This window comes from Sporosarcina sp. FSL K6-1522, assembly GCF_038622445.1.
Lineage (GTDB): Bacteria > Bacillota > Bacilli > Bacillales_A > Planococcaceae > Sporosarcina.
The window spans coordinates 1,479,559-1,504,383 of sequence record NZ_CP152019.1; the positions used below are offsets into that span (position 1 = coordinate 1,479,559).

Annotated in this window: 26 protein-coding genes; 16 read left to right on the forward strand and 10 right to left on the reverse strand. The window is 42.2% G+C overall.

The window, feature by feature from the left end; genetic code table 11:
• Positions 1-12 precede the first annotated feature (12 nt).
• Positions 13-1,557 (forward strand): bifunctional GNAT family N-acetyltransferase/carbon-nitrogen hydrolase family protein, encoded by a 1,545-nt coding sequence (locus MKY34_RS07240; protein WP_342514516.1) that lies wholly within the window; start codon positions 13-15, stop codon positions 1,555-1,557.
• A gap of 216 nt (positions 1,558-1,773) precedes the next feature.
• Here MKY34_RS07240 and rsgA read toward each other — a convergent pair whose 3' ends face one another.
• A complete protein-coding gene (gene rsgA / locus MKY34_RS07245) occupies positions 1,774-2,856 on the reverse strand; it encodes a ribosome small subunit-dependent GTPase A (protein WP_342514517.1) in 1,083 nt (360 codons plus the stop codon).
• 290 nt (positions 2,857-3,146) lie between these two features.
• On the reverse strand, positions 3,147-4,469 hold the full coding sequence (locus tag MKY34_RS07250) for a hemolysin family protein (RefSeq protein WP_342514518.1): 1,323 nt from the start codon (positions 4,467-4,469) through the stop codon (positions 3,147-3,149).
• A gap of 229 nt (positions 4,470-4,698) precedes the next feature.
• Here MKY34_RS07250 and MKY34_RS07255 point away from each other — a divergent pair, with 229 nt between their 5' ends.
• Complete coding sequence (locus MKY34_RS07255; RefSeq protein ID WP_342514519.1) at positions 4,699-4,923, forward strand: hypothetical protein; 225 nt, start codon at positions 4,699-4,701, stop codon at positions 4,921-4,923.
• Positions 4,924-5,222: 299 nt separating this feature from the next.
• Here MKY34_RS07255 and MKY34_RS07260 read toward each other — a convergent pair whose 3' ends face one another.
• Positions 5,223-5,375 carry a hypothetical protein gene (locus MKY34_RS07260; RefSeq protein ID WP_342514520.1) on the reverse strand — a complete coding sequence of 51 codons (153 nt, stop codon included), beginning with the start codon at positions 5,373-5,375 and terminating at the stop codon, positions 5,223-5,225.
• Between the two features lie 52 nt (positions 5,376-5,427).
• A complete protein-coding gene (locus MKY34_RS07265) occupies positions 5,428-5,631 on the reverse strand; it encodes a YheE family protein (protein WP_342514521.1) in 204 nt (67 codons plus the stop codon).
• A gap of 71 nt (positions 5,632-5,702) precedes the next feature.
• Between MKY34_RS07265 and MKY34_RS07270 the strand changes: the two genes are divergently transcribed.
• The 4 genes from MKY34_RS07270 (at position 5,703) to MKY34_RS07285 (ending at position 9,341) form a co-directional block, all read left to right on the forward strand.
• Entirely contained in the window at positions 5,703-6,095 is a 393-nt protein-coding gene (locus tag MKY34_RS07270; RefSeq protein WP_342514522.1) for a ferritin-like domain-containing protein, read from the forward strand.
• A 62-nt stretch (positions 6,096-6,157) separates the two neighbouring features.
• Positions 6,158-7,315 carry a DUF445 family protein gene (locus MKY34_RS07275; RefSeq protein WP_342514523.1) on the forward strand — a complete coding sequence of 386 codons (1,158 nt, stop codon included), beginning with the start codon at positions 6,158-6,160 and terminating at the stop codon, positions 7,313-7,315.
• A 12-nt stretch (positions 7,316-7,327) separates the two neighbouring features.
• Positions 7,328-7,675, forward strand: coding sequence for a YlbF family regulator (locus tag MKY34_RS07280; protein WP_342514524.1), 348 nt, complete (start codon positions 7,328-7,330; stop codon positions 7,673-7,675).
• Positions 7,676-7,838: 163 nt separating this feature from the next.
• Positions 7,839-9,341 carry a coproporphyrinogen III oxidase gene (locus MKY34_RS07285; RefSeq protein WP_342514525.1) on the forward strand — a complete coding sequence of 501 codons (1,503 nt, stop codon included), beginning with the start codon at positions 7,839-7,841 and terminating at the stop codon, positions 9,339-9,341.
• An 84-nt stretch (positions 9,342-9,425) separates the two neighbouring features.
• Here MKY34_RS07285 and MKY34_RS07290 read toward each other — a convergent pair whose 3' ends face one another.
• Entirely contained in the window at positions 9,426-10,634 is a 1,209-nt protein-coding gene (locus MKY34_RS07290; protein WP_342515209.1) for an aminotransferase class I/II-fold pyridoxal phosphate-dependent enzyme, read from the reverse strand.
• Positions 10,635-10,951: 317 nt separating this feature from the next.
• On the opposite strand from MKY34_RS07290, the gene MKY34_RS07295 reads away from it, so the two are divergent.
• The 5 genes from MKY34_RS07295 (at position 10,952) to MKY34_RS07315 (ending at position 15,777) form a co-directional block, all read left to right on the forward strand.
• The gene (locus tag MKY34_RS07295) at positions 10,952-11,962 is read left to right on the forward strand and encodes a D-cysteine desulfhydrase (protein WP_342514526.1); all 1,011 of its coding nucleotides are present in this window, start codon (positions 10,952-10,954) and stop codon (positions 11,960-11,962) included.
• A gap of 27 nt (positions 11,963-11,989) precedes the next feature.
• Positions 11,990-12,865, forward strand: a complete 876-nt coding sequence (dapF, locus tag MKY34_RS07300; RefSeq protein WP_342514527.1) for a diaminopimelate epimerase — start codon at positions 11,990-11,992, stop codon at positions 12,863-12,865.
• Between the two features lie 42 nt (positions 12,866-12,907).
• Complete coding sequence (locus MKY34_RS07305) at positions 12,908-14,137, forward strand: dicarboxylate/amino acid:cation symporter (RefSeq protein WP_342514528.1); 1,230 nt, start codon at positions 12,908-12,910, stop codon at positions 14,135-14,137.
• Between the two features lie 60 nt (positions 14,138-14,197).
• Entirely contained in the window at positions 14,198-14,860 is a 663-nt protein-coding gene (locus MKY34_RS07310) for a GntR family transcriptional regulator (protein ID WP_342514529.1), read from the forward strand.
• 137 nt (positions 14,861-14,997) lie between these two features.
• Complete coding sequence (locus MKY34_RS07315; RefSeq protein ID WP_342514530.1) at positions 14,998-15,777, forward strand: enoyl-CoA hydratase; 780 nt, start codon at positions 14,998-15,000, stop codon at positions 15,775-15,777.
• 207 nt (positions 15,778-15,984) lie between these two features.
• Here the strand turns inward: MKY34_RS07315 and mgsA are convergent, their stop codons facing one another.
• The 3 genes from mgsA to MKY34_RS07330 form a co-directional block, all read right to left on the reverse strand.
• Positions 15,985-16,389: a methylglyoxal synthase gene (gene mgsA / locus MKY34_RS07320; RefSeq protein ID WP_342514531.1), complete on the reverse strand. Its 405-nt coding sequence runs from the start codon at positions 16,387-16,389 to the stop codon at positions 15,985-15,987.
• 88 nt (positions 16,390-16,477) lie between these two features.
• A complete protein-coding gene (locus tag MKY34_RS07325) occupies positions 16,478-16,882 on the reverse strand; it encodes a VOC family protein (protein WP_342514532.1) in 405 nt (134 codons plus the stop codon).
• 67 nt (positions 16,883-16,949) lie between these two features.
• Positions 16,950-17,135 carry a YhzD family protein gene (locus tag MKY34_RS07330; RefSeq protein WP_342514533.1) on the reverse strand — a complete coding sequence of 62 codons (186 nt, stop codon included), beginning with the start codon at positions 17,133-17,135 and terminating at the stop codon, positions 16,950-16,952.
• A 151-nt stretch (positions 17,136-17,286) separates the two neighbouring features.
• Between MKY34_RS07330 and MKY34_RS07335 the strand changes: the two genes are divergently transcribed.
• The 4 genes from MKY34_RS07335 (at position 17,287) to MKY34_RS07350 (ending at position 20,019) form a co-directional block, all read left to right on the forward strand.
• Positions 17,287-17,484, forward strand: a complete 198-nt coding sequence (locus MKY34_RS07335; RefSeq protein WP_342515210.1) for a helix-turn-helix transcriptional regulator — start codon at positions 17,287-17,289, stop codon at positions 17,482-17,484.
• 2 nt (positions 17,485-17,486) lie between these two features.
• Entirely contained in the window at positions 17,487-17,798 is a 312-nt protein-coding gene (locus tag MKY34_RS07340) for a DUF3796 domain-containing protein (RefSeq protein ID WP_342514534.1), read from the forward strand.
• A gap of 63 nt (positions 17,799-17,861) precedes the next feature.
• Positions 17,862-18,761: an ABC transporter ATP-binding protein gene (locus tag MKY34_RS07345; RefSeq protein ID WP_342514535.1), complete on the forward strand. Its 900-nt coding sequence runs from the start codon at positions 17,862-17,864 to the stop codon at positions 18,759-18,761.
• Positions 18,754-20,019: an ABC transporter permease gene (locus tag MKY34_RS07350; protein WP_342514536.1), complete on the forward strand. Its 1,266-nt coding sequence runs from the start codon at positions 18,754-18,756 to the stop codon at positions 20,017-20,019. The genes MKY34_RS07345 and MKY34_RS07350 overlap by 8 nt, the downstream gene beginning before the upstream one ends.
• Before the next feature lie 207 nt (positions 20,020-20,226).
• Here MKY34_RS07350 and MKY34_RS07355 read toward each other — a convergent pair whose 3' ends face one another.
• Both MKY34_RS07355 and MKY34_RS07360 read right to left on the reverse strand, forming a co-directional pair.
• The gene (locus tag MKY34_RS07355; protein ID WP_342514537.1) at positions 20,227-22,638 is read right to left on the reverse strand and encodes an ABC transporter permease; all 2,412 of its coding nucleotides are present in this window, start codon (positions 22,636-22,638) and stop codon (positions 20,227-20,229) included.
• A complete protein-coding gene (locus tag MKY34_RS07360) occupies positions 22,631-23,305 on the reverse strand; it encodes an ABC transporter ATP-binding protein (protein ID WP_342514538.1) in 675 nt (224 codons plus the stop codon). The genes MKY34_RS07355 and MKY34_RS07360 overlap by 8 nt, the downstream gene beginning before the upstream one ends.
• A gap of 295 nt (positions 23,306-23,600) precedes the next feature.
• Between MKY34_RS07360 and MKY34_RS07365 the strand changes: the two genes are divergently transcribed.
• Entirely contained in the window at positions 23,601-24,821 is a 1,221-nt protein-coding gene (locus tag MKY34_RS07365) for a DNA repair exonuclease (RefSeq protein ID WP_342514539.1), read from the forward strand.
• Positions 24,822-24,825: the final 4 nt, after the last annotated feature.

Below are 24,825 nucleotides of genomic sequence, written 5' to 3' on the forward strand. Positions count from 1 at the left end.
GGGATGTTTTGGATGAGTGAAGAATTCGATTTGTCGTCTTTTGAAATCAGCATGGTAATTCGCCCAATGGAATATGAAGATATTAAGCGCTTATTGGCGATGCAGGAACTTTGTTTTCCTGGCATGGAACCGTGGGAAGAAAGCCAGTTAAAGAGTCATTTGGCCGTTTTTCCGGAAGGACAACTTGTGGCGGAATTGGATGGAGAAATCATTGGTTCGTGTTCGAGTTTAATCATCAACTTCGATGAATACGACGATCGTCATACATGGGATGATGTGACGGACGAGGGTTACATTACGAATCACAATCCAGATGGTTATAATATGTACGGTATTGAAGTGATGGTGCATCCTGGCTATCGTCGAATGAAAGTTGGGCAGCGCTTATACGAAGCGCGTAAAGAACTTGCGAGAGAGCTGAACTTGAAGTCAATTATTATCGGAGGACGCATTCCAAACTATCATAAATATGCGGAAGAAATGTCGCCGCGAGAATACGTAGATTCTGTATCGCGTCATAAAATCTATGATCCTGTTCTGACCTTCCAGCTCATGAACGACTTTACGTTAATGCGCGTCAATCCGAATTATTTGCCGGATGATAAAGCATCGAAAAAATATGCCACGCTAATGGAATGGAATAATGTCGATTATAAGCCGCTAACAAAGCGTCACTTTAAGACGAGTTATCCCGTCCGAATCTGCGTCGTGCAATATTTAATGCGTAAGATTTCCTCGTTTGAAGAGATGGCACATCAATGCGAATACTTTGTGGACGTTGCGTCAGATGCCAACTCTGATTTTGTTGTTTTCCCAGAAATCTTCACAACGCAACTAATGTCCTTTATAGATGAACGATCTCCGAGCCAGGCGGTGCGAAAGATGACGGAGTACACGCCACAATATATTGAGCTATTTATGAATCTAGCGGTTCGTTATAACGTCAATATTATCGGCGGGTCGCATTTCGTTGAGGAAGAGGATGAAGAGATTTACAATATCTCGTATTTATTCCGCCGCGATGGCTCCATCGAGAAACAATATAAAATTCATATTACGCCAAATGAGCGGAAATGGTGGGGCATTAGCGCAGGCGATGCGGTTCGCGTCTTCGATACGGATTGTGGGAAAATCGCCATTCAAATTTGCTATGATATCGAGTTTCCAGAATTGGCGCGGATTGCGACTGATATGGGCGCGAATATTATCTTTACACCATTTTGTACAGAAGACCGTCAAGGCTATTTACGTGTTCGTTATTGTGCACAAGCACGCGCCGTAGAAAATCAAATCTATACCGTCATTTCCGGGACAGTTGGCAATCTACCACAGACGGAAAATATGGATATTCAATATGCACAGTCCGCGATTTTTGCACCATCAGATTTTGAATTTGCACGCGATGGCATTGTAGGCGAGACGAATGCGAACTTAGAAATGGTGTTGATTGGCGATGTTGACCTTGAAATTTTGCGCCGCCAACGCCAAGACGGGACAGTAAAGCAGCTAAAAGATCGTCGCCATGATGTGTATAAGGTTGAGTATAGGAAAGGCTAAGTTAAAAAGAGCTGCTTATGTGCATTGGGATTGCGCATAGGCGGCTTTTTAAATAGATAATAAAAATGCGCTACTAATAAGGAGTTGAACTTAGTGGCGTATTTTTGTGTCTCCGTTCAGAAGAATAGCCATGTGATGATTGCTATTTATCTCTATGGCGGTGATAACAATAAAAAGAGGATCATTCTTATAAAAAGAACAATCCTCTCCAATCCGTTATTTCTTCTTTGAAGGATGATTACGCATACTTTTCGTAATCTTTTTCCACTTATTGCGTTCTTCAGCTTGCGCGACACGATCCATTTTACGGTCGAGGAAGGCTAACTCTTTTTGCAGTTTTAGATAGCTCGCATAGCGTTCTTCAGGCAAGACACCTGTAGCAAGTGCTTCTTGGATTGCACAGCCAGGCTCATTGTTATGCTGGCAGTCATTGAATTTGCAAGCGTCTGCCAACGCTTCGATATCTTTAAAGCCGGATTCGAGGCTTTCGCTATTGTCCCATAGCTGGAATTCGCGCATACCAGGTGTGTCAATTAACACACCGCCACTCGGAATTCGAATGAGCTCTCGGTGTGTTGTTGTATGGCGCCCCTTTGCATCATCTTCGCGAATTGTTTGTACGGCCATTGTCTCCTCACCACAAATGGCATTCGTTAGCGAGGACTTTCCGACACCTGACGAACCTAATAATGCTGCTGTCTTGCCATCTTTCAGCAGGGCGGTTAGTGCATCGACACCTTCACCCGTAACATTACTGACCGCAAAAATATCAGCGCCCAATGCAATATTTTGTGCTTCTTCAAGATAGAAGCTAGGATTATCGCAGATATCTTTTTTCGTCAGCACAACGACGGGATTGGCGCCGGAATCGTAGGCCGCAACGAGATAGCGTTCGAGACGCCTCGCATTGAAATCCTGATTCATCGACATGACGAGAAAGACAATATCGACGTTGACAGCAATAATTTGTTCGACGATTGTTGAGCCAGCAGCCTTCCGAGAAAACAAGGAGGTGCGGGGGAGAATCGCATGGATAATGCCGCGTTCCTCACCAGGCATTTTTTCTACTGCAACCCAATCGCCAACTGCGGGGAAGTCCCGGCGTTGCTGTGCATCATGTGTAAACGCGCCGGAGCAAACAGATAGCCATTCGCCCTCAGCAGTTATGACACGGTACATCCGTTTATGTTCAAGTGTCACGCGTCCAGGGACGCATTTTTCTAGTTTGACGTTATCGTTTATGTCATTCCAATTTGTTTCGTGTACTGTATTCCAACCGTATTCGTGTAAGTTTACCAATGTAGATTCCTCCTGTTATGTGCGTAGTAGAATTATAAAAAAGCCGTGGGTCCTCGATCGGACACCACGGCTTTCACGCGCATAACAGAATAAGCATACCTCTTTAGAGAAGCATGGCAGGTGAAAGTATGGGTCCGATCGGGTTGACAATAGGAACAATGATAATAGCCATAAAACTTCACCTGCTTTCTGTAAGATGTATCCACCATAACAAAATGTAAACCAACTGTCAATATGTATTTCATTCATAAAGAAAAGAGCGGCCTCCACAATAGGAGAGCCGCCCTTCATTAAGATTCCATCGATAATTCGGATGGATTTCCAACTTCTTCTGTTTTATCTTTCATCACTTCTAGGTAAAGGATATGGTGACCATCTACATCTTTCGCCATAAACTCATACCCTTGTTCGATAATTTTTTCGCCTTGAATGGCATCGAAGCGTTGCGTCATGAACCAGCCACCGATTGTATCGATATCTTCTTCATCGATGTCAATGCCAAGGATGTCATTAACATTTTCAATCAACATTTTGGCATCAAAAATATAATGATCCTCGCCAAGTGTTTGGATTTCTGGAATTTCATGTGTATCGAATTCGTCTCGAATATCTCCAACGATTTCTTCGAGAATGTCTTCGATTGTCACAAGCCCTGAAGTTCCTCCATACTCATCCATCAAGATCGCCATATGAATACGCTCTCGTTGAATTTTAAGTAGTAAATCACCAATAGGCATCGTTTCGATAACATGAATAATCGGTTGCATGTAGTCGATTACGGGGCGGTGCTCTGTTTCAGGGTCTTTAATGAATGCTGTCAACAGATTTTTCATATTCACGAGGCCAATGATGTGGTCTTTATCGCCGTCTGTTACGGGATAGCGTGTATATTGCTCGACACCAATGACTTCGAATACCTCACGTAATGTCATATCCTTTTCAATGGATATCAATTCTGTACGAGGAGCCATAATTTCTTTGGCAATCCGATCGTCAAATTCAAAAATTTTATTGACATATTTATATTCGGATTGGTTGATTTCACCGCTTTTTAAACTGTCCGATAAAATCATACGAAGTTCTTCTTCTGTATGTGCGACTTCTGATTCCGATATTGATTTGAAACCAAGAAGATGACAGATGAAACGGGCAGAACCATTCATCCCTTTGATGATAGGGTACATGAGGCGATAAAATAAAATCAGCGGTTTTGAAAATGACAAAGTAACTTCTTCCGCTTTTTGAATCGCGATTGTTTTAGGAGCCAATTCACCTACAACAACATGCAAGAATGTTACGAACGTGAACGCGATGATGAATGAAAGAAGGCTAGAAAGACTAGGTGTCAAATCGAGTTGTGTGAAAATTGGTTTCAACATCAATTTAACAGTAGGCTCACCGAGCATCCCGAGTCCGAGAGCGGTAATCGTGATTCCTAATTGACAAGCGGATAGGTATTCATCCAAATTAGAAATTACTTTTTTTGCACTAATCGCTCGTTTGTTTCCTTCTGCAACTAGCTGATCAATACGTGTTTTCCTTACTTTCACAATAGCAAATTCACTCGCAACAAAAAATGCGGTGAGGGCGATCAAGACAGCGAATGCTGTCAATCGTATGGCGATTTCCAAATAATTACTTTGTTCCAAACCCGAATGAGGGGTAGAACAAAGTGTACACCTCCTGTAGTGGTTAAATAGTTAGTTAAGCTAATAATAATTTATTTACAAGAAAAACACAATTTATTTTACTTGGAATGTGTATAAATTGTGTTTTGTAGCGTATCTGAAACTGAAACTTCTAGCGAGATAAATAGTATAATTTATAAAAAGGGGTGTTTATATGGCTACTTCTTCAATAGTCACGATTCTATTTGGCGGTGGCTTTATATTGTTAGTCATTGTGGCATTAATAAAAGCATTTTCCAAGAACAAAAGGAAATCGGACAGTATGTATACGCCGTATGACGATATGACGCGGGGGACAAATAACATGAATGATCATAAACACCTAGCGGAAGATACGCGACATACGATTCCTGTGGAAGAACAGACGGAAATTGACTGAACATAGTCGGGAGCCAGTCACTGCTACAATTAGGCCAACAGGATGTTGGTCATTCATTCGTTGCCAATCGAACAGCGAAGGGTTCGATTGGCCGTATTTCTGCGTTCTTTGCGGAAATTAAGGCACTTTTTGGGAAGCAACGTACTTAGAATGCCTTCCTTATTGGACACGAATGGTTTCAGTTGCCTGGCACGCGAAGCCATTGAAATCGAATACGCTTGGAAAACAATCTTGTACTAAAACACTCGAATGACGAAGAGAACGCCCTGCACACATATGATTGCAGGGCGTTCTCTTTGTCATTCTCCTCGTTGATATTGCGTTTCCTTCCAAGCGTTTTGCTCATTTGGAACCCGGCTTTTATCTTCAAAGACATTTTCGGTTTTCTGATTTTGGATACTACGCTGTTGCTTTTCTTTCCGCAATTTTTCGGCTGATTTTTCTTGCGTCATACTACGTCTCCTCCTTCTTTATCGAGCGTAGTATGGTCGAAAAAACGGGAAATCAGTCGTAAACGTGGAAAGTCATTAATTCGTGAATCATGTTTTGAACATTTTGTTCTTCGGGCGGCGTTTCGCCAGTCCACGTGATGGTACCGTCGGGCGAGTATTCGCCCGTATAGCGCGCATTGCGGAAGAAAAATGCAAATGTCCAGCCCGGCAATTGTTGATTGTCATACATAGGTTTGTAACTAAAGTGTTGCAGCATACAATTTCTCCTCTCATAAGATGCAGCCTGTACGCATAAAGTTGGGTAAAGATAAGCGAAAGGGTGCTAACTTGTTTGTCGATAAATTAAAGCAGGCCATTGAAGACGAGTACAAAGATTATTACTTCTATAAATCGATGTATGGCTTGACGAACGATCCGCTGTGGCAAGATTTTCTCAGTCATATGTATGAGGATGAAAAAAGCCATTACGAAATGTTCCAACAACTCTATTATATGATGACCGGGACATTTGTTCCAAATCCGAAGAAGCCATTGCCTTGTTACAACTTGAAAGAGTGTGTACAACGGGCATTAGTAGATGAGCTTGAGGCGGTTGAAACGTATAAGGAGATGCTGCTAACTATTCCTTTTCAACAGGCGTATAATCCATTGTTTATCGCGATGCATGATGAAATGGAACATGCGATTCGGATGTCGACCATGTACAACGCGCTTCGCTAAGTCTTCGCATTTTTCCGTACGGCATCGTTCTGTTATAATTGGGCGTAACGATACGGAAAAAGGTGAAGCGATTGGATTTTTTATGGACCTTGTTATTCATGGCATTCATCGGCGCACTGATTGGAGGATTTACGAATCACCTCGCGATCAAAATGCTGTTTAGGCCACATGAAGCAAAATATATTGGCAAATGGCGCTTGCCATTTACACCTGGATTGATTCCCAAACGGCGTGACGAACTGGCAAGACAGTTGGGAAAAACGGTGACGAATTATTTGTTGACGCCAGAGACGTTCCGCAAGAAATTACTAACGCCAGATATGGAGAAGAAGGCAGAGCATTTTCTCCAACAAAAGATTGAAGAACATGTATTTCATTCAGACAAGACATTGCATGATTGGTTAAATGCTGCGGGTGCGACGAATGTTGCAGGTAAGGCCGAACAAAAAGTGTTGGAAGTGCTCGATAAACAGCTTCACGCTGTGCGCACAAAACTGACGAACGGCACGGTAGAAGAGGTACTACCGGAATCGTGGCGAGCGGGAGCGGAAGAGCGTATTCCGACGATGACAACGTATATATTGGATCGTGCGGAAAACTACTGCGCATCTGATGAAGGAAAAGCGATGTTTCGCAAACTGATTGATGACTTTTTGGCATCGAAAGGTACGCTTGGTGGCATGATGAGTATGTTTTTCGGTGAGTCTGAATCGCTCGTTGGAAAAGTGCAACGAGAAGCATTGAAGTTTGTTGCGGCTCCTGGTACATTCGAATTGGTCAACAAGATGCTGACTAATGAGTGGACGAAACTGCAAAAGCGTCCTGTCGAGGAATTGCTTGCGGGATTTGATTGGGACGGATTATTTGGTTCCGTCAAATTGTATGCGCAACAAGAATTGGCACTGGACGCACGTCTTGATAAGTCCATTCATGATTACTGGCCCGAAGGTGCGGAGTGGACAGCAAACAATGTGACACCTACACTCATCCGTTTTGCATTTATCCAGGCAGAAGAACAAATGGAAAAATCACTCCGCAAACTGAAATTAGATGATATGGTAAGGGAGCAAGTCGACACGTTCCCGGTGGCCGTATTGGAAGATCTCGTACTGGGTATTTCTAAGCGTGAATTCAAAATGATTACCGTTTTAGGTGCCTTGCTTGGCGGCTTGATTGGAATCGTGCAAGGTCTTATCGTCTTTGCAACAAACTTATCTTAGGAGGAACAACAAATGACAGTGAATATCTATGATGATTTAAACAACTTGGAAGCGACTTTCCGTAAAACAGCGGAATTTGCAGATGTCCAACAAGCGGTTGAAGAAGTGAAGGCGGATGGCGAGGCACTTGAACTGTTCAAGAACTTTCGTAAAATCCAAGTAACGCTTCAGGAAAAGCAAATGCAAGGGGAAGAAATTGCTGCTGAAGAGCTGGAATATGCACAAAAAACAGCGCAATTAGCACAGCAAAACCAAAAGATTATGACGATGCTTGAAGCTGAGATGAAATTGAGCGGGGTTATTGAAGAAGTAAACCGCGTGTTAATGAAGCCTGTTCAACAATTATATGAATCCATCTGAAAACCGGCATATGCCGGTTTTTCTTCTGCGGGCCGACAGGAAGTTGGGTCATGCAACCGTTGCCGCAGGACGCGGCGAACTTAGGTTACCTTCCATTCCTTGTTACAATTGACGTGATAGAATAACAATGATGGATTCACTACTAGAAAGTTGGTAAATATAGATGCAAAAAATCGTTATTAAACAATCATTTGCGCAGGACTGGATTCGGATGTTTACGCATCTGGCGAATCTGTTTTTTGAGCAGTCGCAAATTATAGAGGAAGACGTGGAAGAGGCCATCCGTGTAGCGTTTACGCTTGAGAAAACTGCGGACAATATGCTGACAGGGCAAGCGTTTTTAACTTGGGATGGTCAAGAATACACCGCTACTTTCTCGGAGCTAGAAGAAGATGGCAATGAAAAAATTCAAACGCGTCAGCTGAAGCGAATTTATTCACATATCTTGCTGGAAGCACTTGAACAAGCAACGGGTATGCAGCAATCATGGGGGATTTTGACAGGTATCCGTCCAATGAAGCTCTATCACAAATACCGCCAGCAAGGGTATAGTACAGAAGAGGCGCAGCAATTATTAATGGATCGCCATCGCATTTCAGCGGAGAAGAGTGAACTGCTTGCAAATATTGCAGATGTTCAACTACGTGCAGTACCTGATTTGTATGAGTTGAAAGAGGAAGTAAGTATTTACATTGGAATTCCGTTTTGCCCAACAAAATGTGCGTATTGTACATTCCCGGCGTACGCAATTCATCGGAAAAATGGTCGTGTGGAATCGTTCCTCGATGGCTTGCATGAGGAAATTCGTGAAATGGGCAAGTGGCTGACAGAGCGTAATATGGCGATTACGACGATTTACTTTGGCGGCGGAACACCGACTTCTATTGAGGCAGAAGAGATGGATGCGCTCTATGAAACGATGTATGCATCATTCCCGAATATGGAAAATGTTCGAGAAGTGACGGTAGAGGCGGGACGCCCGGATACAATTACGCCTGCTAAAATTGACGTGTTGAAAAAGTGGGGCATTGATCGCATCAGTGTCAATCCGCAGTCGTATACAGATGAGACATTGAAAGCGATTGGACGTCATCATTCCGTTCAAGAGACGGTCGATAAGTTTTGGTTGTCACGCAATATGGGCATGAAAAACATCAATATGGACTTAATTATCGGCTTGCCGAACGAAGGCTTGGAAGAATTCCAGCATTCGTTGGATGAAACGGAGAAGATGCAACCTGAATCATTGACTGTTCATACACTGTCATTCAAACGCGCATCTGAAATGACGCGCAATAAGGACAAGTATAAAGTGGCAGATCGTGGCACTGTCGAGCAGATGATGAAGCTTGGGGAACAGTGGAATGCAGCGAATGGTTACGAGCCGTATTATTTGTACCGTCAAAAAAATATTTTAGGTAACTTGGAAAACGTCGGTTATGCCAAGCCGGGCGAAGAGAGTATTTACAACATCGTTATTATGGAAGAAGTGCAGACGATTATTGGCGTTGGTTGTGGTGCATCGAGTAAGTTCATCGACCCGACAACGGGGAAAATCACGCAGTATTATAATCCGAAAGATCCAGCGGCCTATATTTTGACGTTTGAAGATGCAATTGACAAGAAGTTAGCACATTTAGATGCGATTTTTACTGCAACAGTTTAGGATAGCTGAACATAGAAATGCTGATAAACACAAACACCTCCAAGTTATATGTACTTGGGGGTGTTTGTGTTACCTATGAAGTTGTTATAGAGTGGCATGCTTTGCTGAAGAGATTTTCTCAAGTGATTGATGCAAATCTGCAATAATGTCTTGTCGGTCTTCCAATCCAGCTGATAGCCTGATGAGTCCATCAGATATGCCGTATTTCAATCGTTCTTCTTGGGGAATAGAAGAGTGTGTCATGGAAGCGGGATGTTGTACTAAGGTTTCAGGATCACCGAGACTAAATGAGATTAATCCCAGCTGTAAATTGTTAATAAATTCTTTCCCGCTTGTTACTCCTCCCTTTAATTCGAACGAAACAACTCCCCCCATTTTTTTCATTTGAGACTTGGCTACTTCGTGTTGCGGATGTGATGGGAGACCAGGATAAAAAACCTTTTCAACAGCTGGATGTTTTTCAAGGAATTCTGCAATGGCCATTGCGTTATCACAATGCCTCTGCATTCTGACAGGCAATGTCTTTAACCCCCGTAAAATTAAATAAGATTCCCAAGCGTTTAAGTTTTGGCCAAGGTCGCCCATTATAGTTTTTCTCATGCGATTGATTTCGTTTTTCTGTCCGACGATAAAACCTGCAATGACATCACCATGACCATTGAGATACTTAGTTCCGCTATGAACGACAACATCAGCCCCCATTTCAATAGGTTTTTGAAGGTAGGGCGTCATAAATGTATTGTCGATAATAAGGGTCAAATTATGGCGTTTGGCAATCAGTGAAAGGGCCTTAATATTCAAAACGGCTAATCCAGGATTTGAAGGTGTTTCAATATAAAGCACTTTCGTATTCGGTTTAATCGAACGTTCAAGATCCATTAGATTGGTACAGTCTATATACGTATAGTCAATGCCGAAACGTGGTGCGAGGTTTTTTAAAAAGCTGAACGTCCCCCCATAAACGTCTTTTGTTACGAGGGCATGATCGCCATGTTGTAAGTAAGCCAGAAGGGAGATGGAAATCGCCGCCATGCCGCTGCTGACACCTAAAGCAGCTTCTCCGTTTTCTAACTGTGCAATTTGGCGTTCTAATTCTTGTGTTGTTGGATTGCCATAACGTCCATAATAAGTCCCTTCCATTTGCCCCGAGACGACGGCTGCTGCATCTTCAGCACTTGGGAATGAGTAAGCGACAGCAGGCGTTATCGACTGTGAAACAACGCCCGTGTGCCGCTCTTCCTGATGTAATGAATGAATGATATTCGTGTCTATACTCCAAAGTGATTTCATAATTTCCTCCTATGATGGGTGATTGATTTTGTCTTGGGAATGATCTTTTGTTAGAAAGTAAATAATATTATAACTTTATATTTTTTATTATCTAGCAATTAGAATACTCTGTCAATCATTTTTCTAAACCGCACGAGCAGATATTTCAAGGGGGTATCTGGATAACAAAAAGTCGTTGACAGAATGTTTTTACTGTGTGATGATTTTGAAAATAACTTAATAATGTTATTTACTTTGAATGGAGAGTGTTAGGATGAACAGGAAATAACGATTGTCTGTCCAGAAGCTATACCAATATTTCAAAAGGTGGAGATTACCCAATGTACCTATCAAAATTGCCGAGAAGAAGTTATACACATACACAAACGCCAATCGAAAGGTTAGACCGTCTGTCCGAGCTATTGGGTGGACCTACGATTTATATTAAACGCGATGATTTACTAGGACTTGCTGGAGGCGGAAATAAGACACGGAAATTGGAGTTTTTACTGGCGGATGCCATTGCGAAGGGGGCGGATACCATCGTGACTTGTGGTGCGCTCCAATCAAATCATTGTCGCCTGACGTTAGCTGCCGCTGTTAAGGAAGGGTTGAAATGTCAGCTAGTTTTGGAAGAAGGTGTTGAAACGCCTTACAACGCAGATGCCAATGGTAACAACTTGCTCTATAAATTACTCGGAGCTGAGGAGATTAAGGTCGTCAAACACGGTGCAGATGTGATTGCGGAAATGCATGCATTGGGCGAGGAGCTAGTAGCAGCTGGCAGAAAACCGTATTTAATTCCCATCGGTGGGTCCAATGTATTGGGATCAGTTGGCTATGTAGCATGTGCTCAGGAAATCTTGCAACAAACATATGATAGTGGGCTCGTGATTGATCATGTAGTGGTGGCGAGCGGCAGTGGCGGCACGCAAGCGGGCTTAATCGTCGGTTTTGAGGGAAGTAGCGCGCCTATTAAAGTGAGTGGCATCAATGTCTCCAGGCCAAATGAAACGCAAGTTCCGAATATCGAGCGCTTGGTGAAGCAAACAGCAGAATTTCTACAAGTGACAGCTGATTGTTCGGACAGTGTACATTGCTATGACGGCTATGTTGGAGGCGGTTACACGATTCCGACAGCAGGCATGATTGAAGCTGTGCAAATGTTGGCAAGGACAGAAGGCATACTACTAGACGCAGTATATACAGGAAAAGTGATGGCGGGACTAATCGACTTGGTTCGGAATGGAACATTTACAAAAGATGACAATGTCTTGTTTGTACACACGGGTGGCTCGCCTTCGCTCTATGCCAACCATACGTTGTTCAACGAAGATTTGTTTGTGCTATAACGTTTGGTGAAAAGTGAGGATTGGATGATGAACATTCCATTTACGAAAATGCATGGTATTGGCAATAATTATATTTACCTCGATTTATTTGCACATGAATTTGATGAATCGATTTTTACTCAATTAGCAATCGATATTTCAAACGTCAATACGGGTATTGGGTCAGATGGACTCATCTTGATTCACCCGAGTGATGTAGCCGATGTTGGGATGCGAATTTTTAATAAGGATGGATCGGAAGGGCAAAATTGCGGAAATGGGTTACGCTGCGTTGCGAAATATGTGTATGAAAATCATCTTGTGTCGAACAAGATCTTCAAAATTGAAACAAAGGCGGCTGTCGTAACAGCTGAGGTATTTGGGGATAGAGCGTGTATCGATCAGGTGACGGTTGATATGGGACCACCTCTTTTACATCGCAGCCAAATACCGATGCAAGGTCCCGAAAATCAGCAGGTAATTGCCGAAGACTTTCAAGTTGGGGATCATGCATTGAAAGTAACGGCGTTATTTTTGGGGAATCCCAATGCCGTCTTTTTTGTAGACAAGATTGAAGAAGCACCTCTGCATGAGTTAGGTTCCATTGTGACGATAGATCCTCGTTTTCCAAATCGGGCAAATGTTGAATTTGTGGAGATTGTCTCTGACAAAGAAATCAATTTCAGAGTATGGGAGAGAGGATCTGGTGTAACGGAGGCATGTGGGACGGGGGCTTGTGCCGCTGTCGTGGCTTCGGTGTTAAATGGCTATGTTCAGAAAGATACAGCAGTGACTGTCCATTTAAGTGGGGGAGATCTAACGATTAAATGGGCAACTGATGGACGTGTCTGGATGACGGGGCCAGCAGAAACGATTACACAAGGAATCTTTTATTGGCGGAGCCCGTTCACTTCGACATTTTAACCTGTAAGAGAAGATGTATTTTCATAAAGGGGGAGCAAGTGTATGTTGCAGAAATTAAAACCGTATCGATTTCCACTCATTCTTCTATCTTCCATTATTGTAGGGTCTATTGTCGGCCTGATTTTTGGAGAAAAAGCGAGTATCATTAAACCGTTTGGCGATTTGTTTTTAAATCTATTGTTCATGGTCGTCGTTCCGCTTGTGTTCTTTTCCATTACATCGGCTGTCGCGAATATGGATAGTATGAAACGACTTGGAAAAATTATGGGTTCAATGTTGACGATTTTTATCATAACAGGAATTATTGCATCCATAACGATGCTCGTTGCCGTGATTCTATTTCCAGTCGGATCAGGCGCTACCATTCCTGTAGAGATTCCGGAAAATACGGAAGTATTGTCGTTATCTGATCAACTCGTCAATACGTTTACAGTGCCAGACTTTGTGGAATTATTTTCACGTAAAAACATGCTTGCGTTAATTGTATTCTCGGTGTTGTTAGGGATTGCGACTGGTTTGTCAGGAGAAGTTGGGAAACCATTTGCTCGCTTTTTAGAAAGTGGCTCTGAAATATTTATGAAAGTGATTCAACTGATTATGTACTATGCACCGATTGGTTTGGGTGCTTATTTTGCGGCGTTAATCGGAGATTTTGGTGGGGAGCTCATTGGTGATTATGCGCAGGCATTTATTCTCTATTACCCTGTTGCAATCCTTTACTTTGCGATTGGCTTTACAATATATGCGTTTATTGCTGGAGGGAAAAAGGGTGTCATTCGCTTTTGGAAAAACATTCTTGCGCCAGCAGCGACAGCGCTTGGAACAGGAAGTAGTTTTGCGACGTTGCCAATCAACTTGCAAGCTGCGAAAAAAATTGGAGTGCCGAAGGATATTCGTGAAACCGTTTTACCGCTAGGTGCAACGATCCATATGGATGGTTCTTGTCTTTCTTCTATACTTAAAATTGCATTCGTATTCGGTGTGTTTAACATGGAGTTTACCGGAATCGGTACGTTTGTCACGGCAATTGCGATTTCTTTAATGGCTGGTGTGGTGATGAGTGGAATTCCAGGCGGCGGATTTATTGGAGAAATGGTCATTATTACGTTTTACGGTTTGCCGATTCAGGCGTTGCCAATCATTTCGGCAATTGGTGTCGTTGTTGACCCGCCTGCGACGATGGTTAACTCCACGGGAGATACTGTCGCGAGTATGCTTGTGACAAGGCAGCTGGAAGGGAAAGAGTGGATGGACAAAGCGATTGTTGACTAACAATTGCTAGCTATGTTATGCATAAGTATGGGGGTACTTACCTTTAAGGAGGAGGTTATTATGAATAGCTCGCAACCAAGAAGAATGTCTAAAGACTATGCATACTTTGAAATCAAAAACAAAATTTTGAATGGCGATTTCACTCCTGAAGAGAGCTTAATTGAAAGTAAGTTAGCTAAGGAATTAGATATTAGTAAAACACCATTACGTGAAGCGTTACAGAAACTAGAAGTGGAAGAGTTGGTTGTTAGGCAAGCCAATGGACGATTAAAAACGCCTTCGATTACGGTGCAAGAAGCTGAAGAAATATTTCTAGTGAGAAGTTATTTAGAAGGGATTATAGCCAAACAGGCTACTGATCATGCAACAAAAGAGGATATTGATAGTTTATCAGGCATTTGCGATAAAATTAATCAAGCGATTGAAGCGAAAAATATCGAAGAAATCCTTCATTATGGAACTAAATTTCATGAGCAGCTGTATCGAATGAGTGGGAATAGGACTGTTGTAAAAATTCTAAGCCAATTGAATGATCATGTCACGAGGTATCGCCGTCTTGTGCCGATAAATAACGAGGAAATGTACATGCAAAATACGGATGAGCATTCCATCATTCTTCAGCATATCATTGAAGGGGATCGATTGGGCGCAGAAAGTACTATGCGAAGCCATATTTTGAGTAGTATGAGTGTGGCTGTTGAGGCTATAAAAAAGATGGAATAAAAGTTTTGGATTTACTTACGAGTAGGTTATCCAGATTTTAATTTTCTACAATTGCGAATAAATAGAGGGTTTATAGGGGAGACACCGAATATAAAGAGTGAATGGTTGTTCACTTTATTATAAGGGGTGTCTTTTTTATGTATACGACTGTTGAATTGACAAGAGAGGGACGTTTTGCGCGTCTAATATTGAACAGACCAGCGTCTATGAACGCGATGGATGAAGTGATGATGAAAGAGCTGGCAGACGTTTTTGAAGAGCTAAAGAATGACACGACTGTACAAGTACTCGTCATTCAAGGGGCGGGGCGCGCATTTTCAGCTGGGGGAGATATTAAAGCAATGATCAATCCGGAGAACCCGATGGATATTGCTAAGGTGATGGTTGATGTATCACGCTTGGCGAAAGCGTTGTATACATTGCCGCAAATTACGATTGCGGTTGTCCATGGGGCGGCGGCAGGATTAGGATTCAGTTTAGTGCTTGGCTGTGATTATATTATTGCGGAAGAAGAAAGTAAGTTGGCGATGAACTTTATCGGCATCGGACTTGTGCCGGATGGAGCAGGTCACTTCTTCTTAAAAGAGCGCATCGGCGTACCACAAGCGAAAAAACTCATCTGGTCAGGTCAGGTGATGAAGAGCCGAGAAGCGCTTGAAAAAGGGTTAATTGACGAAGTAACTGCAGAAGGAAAAGGCGTTGAACAGGGAGAAGCCTTTGCTCATAAATTGCTCGCTTCACCGATTGCAGCAATGATTGCTTCAAAGCGTATTTTACATGAGCAAAAAATAGCAGAGCTTGATAGTGTGCTGGCAATGGAGAGTGAAACACAAGTGGCGATGCGTAAAACAGCGGATCACTTGGAAGGACTGCAAGCGTTTGTGGGGAAACGGACGCCGGCATTTGTAGGGAAATAATAGGAGTACCGGATGCAAACCTGAAGAGGTGTCGTCCGGTGCTTTTTTTATTGAAGCAGGGGAGTTGATTGTGTATTTTCGAATTGTCAGCGAAAATATTCAAATTGTCATGGCAACTCTTGAAACTGTCAGTGCACCGCGGAGAAATGAAAGACCACTTCATTCACCAGAGAATTTCCGGTGAGTACTGCAGTGGTCTTTACTCGTTTATTTGTATTTCTCCATTGTCTCGCGCCATGAGAAAAAGCCTTTTTCAACAGCACGCAGTAGTAGTTCAGCTGTTGCAATATTCGTCGCGAGCGGGATACCGTAGACATCGCATAGGCGCAATAATGCGCTGACATCGGGCTCATGTGGTTGTGCAGTTAATGGATCGCGGAAAAAGATGATTAAATCCAAATCGCCTGTCGCAATCATTGCGCCGATTTGTTGATCGCCGCCTAAAGGGCCTGACATGAGTCGATTGACGGATAGATTCGTTTCGTCCATGATCCGTTGCCCCGTCGTGCCTGTTGCAAATAACGTGTATTGTGAAAAAATATGTTCATAAGCAATTGTGAAATTGACCATTTCATTTTTCTTTTCATCGTGGGCGATTAGTGCAATTTTCAATGTGGAACACCCCTTTTACTCTACTGGTAAGTAATGATCTAATTCTCTTATAGATTATCACAGATTGGCGATGCGTGTATGAATTAAATTAGGACAGTTTAGGTGCTACCACTTCAACTTTCATTCTATCCGGATCTTCAAAGTAAACGGCATGATGTTCAGACCCACCGGCAAATGGATGCTTATCAGTATAGAGGATGCGGATTCCTTTACGTTGTAATTTGCTTGTTAACGCATCCACCTGTTGGCGTGAGCTTGCGTGGAATGCCAAATGATTAAGGCCTACACGGCATCTATGATAAGGGACATCAAGAAATCTTTCTTCTGCTTGTACGAAAACAATATACGTTTCCCCTAACTTCCAACTCCGTCCACTTTCCCATTCTTGAAACTGACTATATCCTAATTCTTCTAACAGCCAACTCCAGAAATCAATGGTTTTTGCTAAATCAGAAACGTATAGTTCAATATGATGAATAAGCCCTTGCGACATTATGTTATCTCCTTGTTATCTAAATAAAAGTGCAGCCAAGCAGAACAGTCTACTTAGCTGCACTTTTTTATGAATGAAACAATAATAACTTCCCAGCGGGAGAAGCGAGGCGATGTGTTTTTTCAATAAGATCTTTTTCTTCTAGCATGGCTTGCCCCTGTACTTTTGCCGCGTCATCGGACTCCGCCGTGAACGTTTCTTCTGTAATCAATTTCCCTGTTGGTTCATATGCAGTCAGTTTGTAAGTTCTCACAACATTCACCCTTTCCATTCTCTTTCGTTCATTATACTACAATGCTACAAAATACTCTAAAAATATTTTGTAAAGGTTACTTGACATCAAACGTATAGTAAAGTAACCTTTACGTAAAGCGACCTTTACTACTGAAGGGAGGGGCATGGCACTGAATAACTTAATTAAGGAAATGCGGACGGCGATGGGCTTAACGCAGGATGACCTTGCGGAGAAGTTGGAAGTTTCGCGGCAGACGATTATTTCCCTTGAAAAAGGGAGATATAATCCGTCATTGGTTTTAGCGTTTAAAATTGCGAAGTTATTCAATTGTCGTATTGAGGATATTTTTACACCGGAGGAGGAATGAGGATGTACGAAGGATTTGATTTGCTTGCGTTTATGTTAGGTTTGCCGACAGGGTTGGTGATTGCATTAAGCGTTTGGTATTTTGTTCGGAAAAAAGGGAAAAAAGAACGTCGCTATGATGAGCGTTACCAAAGGATTCAGGAGCAAGCCAAATCGCTATCTTGGACAGTTACAGTAGTGACTATTGTGATTGCCTGGGCGGTTGTTATTATTTTTGAAGGACCGGGTCTTGCTTTCTTTTTGTTCGCCGCACTTTATGTGATTGCAGTGGTATCTTACGGCGTTGGAGCTGCCATTGTGGATAAACGGAATTAGTTTGAAACTTCAGCACACTAGATACGTATAGTTATAAGGTTGAAAAACGAAAGGGGTAACAGGATGACTTTACTACTTGAAAACGTCACAAAGCGCTTTGGCGATTTTACCGCTGTGGACGATTTATCGCTGTCCGTTGGCGATGGGACGATGTACGGATTTTTAGGAGCGAATGGGGCGGGGAAGACGACGACGTTCCGCATGATTTTAGGATTATTGAATGCTAATGAAGGGCGGATTACATGGAACGGCAAACCGATTTCCTATGCGACAAGTCCAGAAATCGGTTATTTACCAGAAGAGCGTGGCCTTTATCCGAAAATGAAAGTAGAAGACCAGCTCGTATTTTTAGCGCAACTGCGAGGCATGAACAAAGCGAACGCCAAGAAAGAACTGCACAACTGGCTGGAGCGTTTTGAAGTACCGCATTATGCCAATAAAAAAATCGAAGAGCTATCGAAAGGGAATCAGCAAAAAATCCAAGTGATAGCATCCCTTTTGCATAAGCCACAACTGCTCATTCTTGATGAACCCTTTTCCGGTCTTGACCCCGTGAACGTTGAAATGCTGAAAGCAGCCATTTTGGATTTCCGCAATGAAGGTGCAACTATTGTGTTTTCGAGTCACCGTATGGATCATGTGGAGGAATTATGTGAGCAATTGAGTATTATCGATAAAGGGAAACAGGTCGTCAGTGGGACTTTACGTGATGTAAAGCGATCATTCAGTAAGCATAATATACGCATTCATTCGGATAATGATTTGTCACAATTGGAATCCATTTCGGGTGTCACATCTGTTCATAAAACCGTTGAGGGGGCTGTCTTCCAAGTTGAAACGGAAGAGATTGCCCATAAACTGCTGACAGCGGCATTGCAATCGGGTCCTATCCGTCACTTTGAAATTGAAGAACCTTCGTTGCAAGATATTTTCATCGAAAAGGTGGGGAAGCAACATGCGTGAATTCATGATTATTTTTAAACAGGCATTCGTAACGAAAGCAAAAACGAAGTCGTTTATCATTACGACGGCGATTATGCTGGCGGCCGTGTTCTTGTTTGCGAATATCGGGAACATTATTGACGGTGTCAAAAGCGTGACGGGTGGAGATAGTGAGTCGGCTGAAGTCTTGCAAGTAATTGATGATAGTGGTGTGTTAATAGATCGGTTGGCAGCGCAATTTGAGGCAAGTGGTTCTGACATGACGATAGAGAAAGCTAGTGAAACGGAACAAGCGCTGACAGAGCAAGTGAAGGAAGGGGACATCGATTCCTTTTTGACACTCAAGCTGGATGGGGCGAATACGATTCAAGCAAATTACACGTCCATGAGTTCTATGGAATTCGCGCTCCCGATGATGCTACAAGATGCGCTTCAGTCGATTCAAACGGAAATGAAAGCAGAGGAATTATCGTTGTCTGGCGAGCAAGTACAGACATTGTTTGCGCCTATTCAATTTGAAGAACATTCCGTATCTGCATCAGCAAAAACGGAGGAAGAATTGAGCCAGGCACGTGGTCTTGTTTATGTATTGATGTTCCTCATTTACTTTGCAGTCATTTTGTATGCGAGTATGATTGCGACAGAAGTGGCGACAGAGAAATCATCGCGTGTTATGGAAATTCTAATCTCTAGCGTGTCCCCAGTTAAGCATATGTTTGCTAAAGTCGCAGGGATTGGATCTCTTGGTTTACTACAGATGGTGTTGTTTGGTCTGGCTGGATTCATCGCATTAAAAACGACATCTTCCGAAATGGCAGACGGTTTCTTCTCTGTATTTGGCTTTTCGAATATGAATGTTGGAACGCTGGTCTATGCGGCAGTGTTTTTCTTGCTCGGCTACTTCCTGTATGCAACGCTTGCGGCTTTGCTAGGGTCGCTTGTTAGTAGAACAGAAGATGTGCAACAAATGATACTGCCGATGACGTTGTTAATTGTAGCGGCATTTATGATTGCGGCGACAGGGCTTGGCAATCCAGAAGTGGCGTATATTAAATACGCATCCTTCTTCCCGTTCTTTGCACCACTCGTTATGTTCTTACGTGTTGGCATGCTCGATTTACCCGTTTGGGAGCCGTTGTTATCAATCGGCATTATGCTTGTAACGATTTTCATTTTAGGCTGGTTTGGTGCACGCGTTTACCGTGGTGGTGTACTAATGTATGGCCCCTCAAGATCGTTGAAGGATATTAAAAAAGCGATTCAGCTTGGGAAAGAGTAAGCTTGAAGATGGAGAGTGGTGCCAGGTACGGCCACAATTGGGCCAATAGGATATTGGTCATGCATTCGTTGCCGCAGGACGCGGCGAACTTAGAATGCCTTCGCACGAATGGTGTCCATACCTGGCACCGTTCGTGCTTTTTTTTCTGGAGAGTTTGGCGTGTATTTCTAAGCGGACTCCGGGTGCCCGGCTCCCGCCGTTATTGGGTTAATCTTCTCTCCTTAACAAGAAGTATATTGAGTGCTTGTCAATCTGAAGTTTGATGAAATAAACTCCAATTAAAAGCAATATGCAAACGATAGCAATTGAAAATAGATGGGAAATCAAGTATTGGGATATTGGATATAAATATCCATGGGATAGCGCTATAGCTAAGAATAATAAGCTACTTAAGATTGCACTGATACTTACATAGACAAGCATTTCCAAACCTAAATATTGAACTACTTGCTTTTTAGTCATTCCCATAGACATGTATGTTCCCCAGTGAAACCTTTGTATGTTATATTTTCCAAAGACCATTATTAACATGCTAATGATTGCTAGTACGATGGCAATCACGTAGGATAGTTGTCCTAAAAATCCGAAGAAAACAGAGATCTTCGTATCCTCGATTATAAAATCTGAAACAATTTGATAGAGACTGCCAGGCGTAGTGGAAACCATTTCACTTAACATCGACTCTAATTCAGTTGTTTGGCTATCAGTCAAATCATCCTTCGTAAAGATAGAGAGGTCATAGTAGCCTCGAAATATTGCATTTTGACTTGCTGTTTCATTGTCCAACACAATTGTGAAACTTTGATAATCCTCACTAAACTGTGCTTCATCAAGTACATCGTATACAGGATACTTCCATTCCTGGGTTTCCATTCCGCTTTCACCGTTAAATTTTCTTACAAAGTCTAACTCTTCACCGATTAACCGCTCATTAGACGCATGGCTGTTGTTCGGAACAATCAGTAAAGCCTTTCCTTTGAAATCTTCAAAAGAACCTTCTGGATATAGTGTTTCAAAGCCCTTGGCATCTACTATTTGATAGTTTACATTAGGAATGATTATTTTATTCATATAGGTGTTTTTATCCGGATTATGTGACGAAATCCAGTTTTCAATTGGTTGTGTGACACTATTAGTTTGAATTAATGGATGTACGTCAACCATAAAGGGAGTTTTATCGAGATGTAGAACAGATGGTAAGGCTTCAATACGTTCTACATCTTTCGTCGAAATCGTAAGCCCCTCTTCTTTTAAGACGTTTAGATGCTCAATTTCTTTATGCAAATAGATTTCTTGGGCAACAATGACATAATCGGCATCATCATCCCAAATACCTGCTGTTTCTTTTTGCAGAAAGAATGATGTTGTAGTAATGAGCATCGACAAACATAAAGACAAAGTAGTGAGGATGGATAGGTTTTTATATGTAATTACTTGCATATACAGTTGTTTGTATACAAATTTGTTTGTATTAAGCTCAGTGATTGGTAAACTCTCTTTTACTCCTCGTAATAATGAAGAAATCGAGGAGTTGTTCATTTTTTTTACATCTCGAATTGTTTTTATCGTTAAAAATAAGCCAGTCATTAAAAGCATTATTGCCTGTAGCCCGATGATATAGGGCCAATTTAAATTAGCCAATTCTCCATTATTATACGTATTGACGATGATTAGTTTAGTAAGTGGCAATGAAAGAGGAATGGCAAGCAATAGACTTACTCCTAACATGAGTAGGTACTGGTATATGAGAATCCAGAAAACGCTTTTGCTAGTAGCTCCATTCGCTTTCAAAATAGCCATCTTTTTTAATACCTTTATGTTATAAAAGGAAATGATTGTAATCATACTTATAATCGACATCACTAAAACGACAACTTGAAAAATAATCGCCAACGTCGAAACTGTATCATAATCGATTAGCCCAGTATATAAAAGCCTATCATTGATGTATCTTTCACCGTATTCACTTGTCAAATTACTGCTTTTATTGATTGAATAGTTTTTACTGCCATTCATTTTAAAGATGTAATTATGTAAGTTGGGTTCAGAACTTATTGTAAGGATGTTTGGGAAATCATTTTTGCCTATTTCTACATCCGCTGGAACAGACCAATTTGCGGAGTAATCTTCAATGATTCCGACTAAGATTACTTCTTTTTGACCGTTTTCAAACTCAAGAACTTTACTTTCACCAATACTCCATTCGTTTCCGTATTGCTTCTCCATCAATTTTTTATAGGATGATTCAATTACAATTTCATTTTCACCTTTGGGGTAATCACCTTCAAGTAACTGAATTCTCCCTAGGCGAAGAGCATCCTCATCAAACCAGCCAACCGTTATAATTTTGTTGTTTTCTAGTAGCAATTTATCTGAAATTGAGTATTCTCCAATATCGTCAACGTCTTTACTGAGTTCCTCTTTAAAAACGTTAGTATCCATTAATACGCCTGTATGCTCTCCATATTTTTGGTACGCATCTTCTTTTAGGTTTGATTTAATGGTCTCAGAAGCGAGTAGTATGGCAAAAGAAGCTGCGAACATGAAAGCAAAGGAACTAACGATAATAAGCAACCACTTTTTTCTGGATAATACTAAATCCAATGCAATCTTAAGCATGAGGCTGTCTCACCTTCTTTAAGGAGCCATCTTCCATAGTGTATAGATGGTGTGGCTGTGTAAAGAGATGCTGTTCATGCGTAACAACAACTAAAGCGATATTCAAAGAACTTGTTAAATTGGATAATAACTCTATGACTGTTTTGGTAGTTGTTTGATCTAAGTTACCTGTTGGCTCGTCAGCAAATATAATTTGTGGCTCCATAATGACAGCTCTAGCAATCGCAACTCGCTGTTGTTCACCACCTGACAAAAAGTCTGGTCTTTTATGTAAATGCGAAGCGATACCTAATCTGTTTGCGATTTCAGACACACGATCTTTCTCCACACCTCGCGAGTTAAATTGTAAAGGCAATTCGATATTTTCCTTCACAGTTAATTCGGGTATTAAATGAAATGATTGAAATACATAGCCAAAGGAAGTGCCCCTTATTTTTGATTGCTCATTATCGCCTAATCGGTAAAGTGAATGACCATTAAAACGAATGTCTCCACGGTCTGGTTTTTCCATACCTCCTAACATACTGAGTAAAGTTGATTTGCCAGAGCCACTCTTTCCCTCAATCACATGAATGCTCCCCTGTTGAATTGTGAAGTTTACCGGTTTTACTATGTTTTTCCCATTAAAAGATTTCGAGATATTGTCTGCAACTAATAAATTTTTCATGTTATGACCTCCAAAGCTTGGGTTTCCTTGCTAAATAAGCTGATTTCTAATTGCTGATATGGAAATTTAGTTGTAAATAGATGATTTAGTTGTAATATATGGTTAATAATGTTGTATTTCTATTGTACTTAGTTTTGATTGAAAAAGAAAAGGTTGGAGAGAGGTTCTTTTTTGAGAGTTTGGCGTGTATTTCTGAACGGACTCCGGGTGCCTGGCTCCCATCTTTTCTGTGCAGAAAACCCCTACTTATGCTAAAATAAGAACAAGTATTCGTTGGTTAGGGGAGGGATTTTAGTTGTCGACAATTCGATTTATTCACACGGCTGATTTGCATTTAGATAGTCCTTTTAAAGGGATGACGGGTTTGCCAGCAGAGCGGCTTGCGACGTTGCGGGACAGCACGTTTACGGCATTCGCCAATCTGATTCGTTATGCAGTGGAAACGAAGCCGGATTTTGTGCTTATTGTGGGGGATATTTACGACGGTGAGGATCGGAGTTTGCGTGCGCAAATGAAATTCCATGAAGGTATGGAACAACTACATGCGGCGGGCATTCCTGTCTTCATGTCGCACGGCAATCACGATCATCTTGCAGGCAACTGGACGCGCTTTGAGTTGCCGCCCAATGTCCATGTGTTTGGCGGGGATGTTGAGGAAGTTCGTTTGACGATTAGAGGGCAAGCGGTTTCGATATATGGATTTAGTTATAAGGAGCGGCATGTTCGCTCGAAGATGGTGGATGGCTATCCGGTTGCGCAAGACCATGATGCAATACATATCGGCATGTTGCATGGCAGTTTGGCGGGGGACGAAACGCATGCTGTGTATGCACCGTTTACGAAAAGTGACCTGCTGGCCAAACATTATGATTATTGGGCGCTTGGGCATATCCATTTGCGGCAGCAGTTGCATGAGGAGCCGCCTATCGTTTACCCGGGGAATGTACAAGGGCGGCATCGCAATGAGGCGGGCGTCAAAGGCTTTTACGAAGTAGAATTATCGAAAACGGGAGTGTCTCTGCAGTTCATCCCCACTTCGGCGCTTGTGTTTGGGCGTGTAGACGTGTCTTGCGCAGGGCTGCAACATGCCAATGAATGGCTGGAGGCGTGTAAGGAGGCGCTCGAATCGTTCACTGCGCAGTATGGTGCAGGCATTGTGGAGTTGTCGATGATTGAGGTCGATCAAGGTGCGCTGGAGCTATTCGGTCAATCAACGGATGAAGAATGGCTAGATGTACTGCGTGATGTCATCGGCGATGCTGAGCCGCTTGTTTGGGTGCAGGCAATCCGCTTCGCTAAACATATCCCTTTATCAGCAGCTTCAGGGGCATTGATGCAGTCGGTCATCGGTATGATGGATGGCTGGGGAGCAGATGATTGGAAAGATGTGTTAAAGGATGTTCATCAGCATGCGCGAAGCGTTAAATATGTAGAGGTGCTGACGGAAGAGGACATACAAGAAGTCGAAGCCGGAGCCATTGCATTGTTAGCAGTAGAAATGGCTGGAATGGAATGAGGTG

Coding starts and splice junctions, on each gene's coding strand:
- MKY34_RS07305 (WP_342514528.1), top strand. CDS start 12,908: ATGTTGCAGAAATTAAAACCGTATCGATTTCCACTCATTCTTCTATCT.
- MKY34_RS07325 (WP_342514532.1), bottom strand. CDS start 16,882: ATGTCGCAAGGGCTTATTCATCATATTGAACTATACGTTTCTGATTTA.
- MKY34_RS07285 (WP_342514525.1), top strand. CDS start 7,839: ATGCAAAAAATCGTTATTAAACAATCATTTGCGCAGGACTGGATTCGG.
- MKY34_RS07315 (WP_342514530.1), top strand. CDS start 14,998: ATGTATACGACTGTTGAATTGACAAGAGAGGGACGTTTTGCGCGTCTA.
- MKY34_RS07295 (WP_342514526.1), top strand. CDS start 10,952: ATGTACCTATCAAAATTGCCGAGAAGAAGTTATACACATACACAAACG.
- MKY34_RS07260 (WP_342514520.1), bottom strand. CDS start 5,375: ATGACGCAAGAAAAATCAGCCGAAAAATTGCGGAAAGAAAAGCAACAG.
- MKY34_RS07255 (WP_342514519.1), top strand. CDS start 4,699: ATGGCTACTTCTTCAATAGTCACGATTCTATTTGGCGGTGGCTTTATA.
- MKY34_RS07265 (WP_342514521.1), bottom strand. CDS start 5,631: ATGCTGCAACACTTTAGTTACAAACCTATGTATGACAATCAACAATTG.
- MKY34_RS07350 (WP_342514536.1), top strand. CDS start 18,754: ATGCGTGAATTCATGATTATTTTTAAACAGGCATTCGTAACGAAAGCA.
- MKY34_RS07280 (WP_342514524.1), top strand. CDS start 7,328: ATGACAGTGAATATCTATGATGATTTAAACAACTTGGAAGCGACTTTC.
- MKY34_RS07360 (WP_342514538.1), bottom strand. CDS start 23,305: ATGAAAAATTTATTAGTTGCAGACAATATCTCGAAATCTTTTAATGGG.
- dapF (WP_342514527.1), top strand. CDS start 11,990: ATGAACATTCCATTTACGAAAATGCATGGTATTGGCAATAATTATATT.
- MKY34_RS07340 (WP_342514534.1), top strand. CDS start 17,487: ATGTACGAAGGATTTGATTTGCTTGCGTTTATGTTAGGTTTGCCGACA.
- MKY34_RS07240 (WP_342514516.1), top strand. CDS start 13: ATGAGTGAAGAATTCGATTTGTCGTCTTTTGAAATCAGCATGGTAATT.
- MKY34_RS07355 (WP_342514537.1), bottom strand. CDS start 22,638: ATGCTTAAGATTGCATTGGATTTAGTATTATCCAGAAAAAAGTGGTTG.
- MKY34_RS07310 (WP_342514529.1), top strand. CDS start 14,198: ATGAATAGCTCGCAACCAAGAAGAATGTCTAAAGACTATGCATACTTT.
- MKY34_RS07345 (WP_342514535.1), top strand. CDS start 17,862: ATGACTTTACTACTTGAAAACGTCACAAAGCGCTTTGGCGATTTTACC.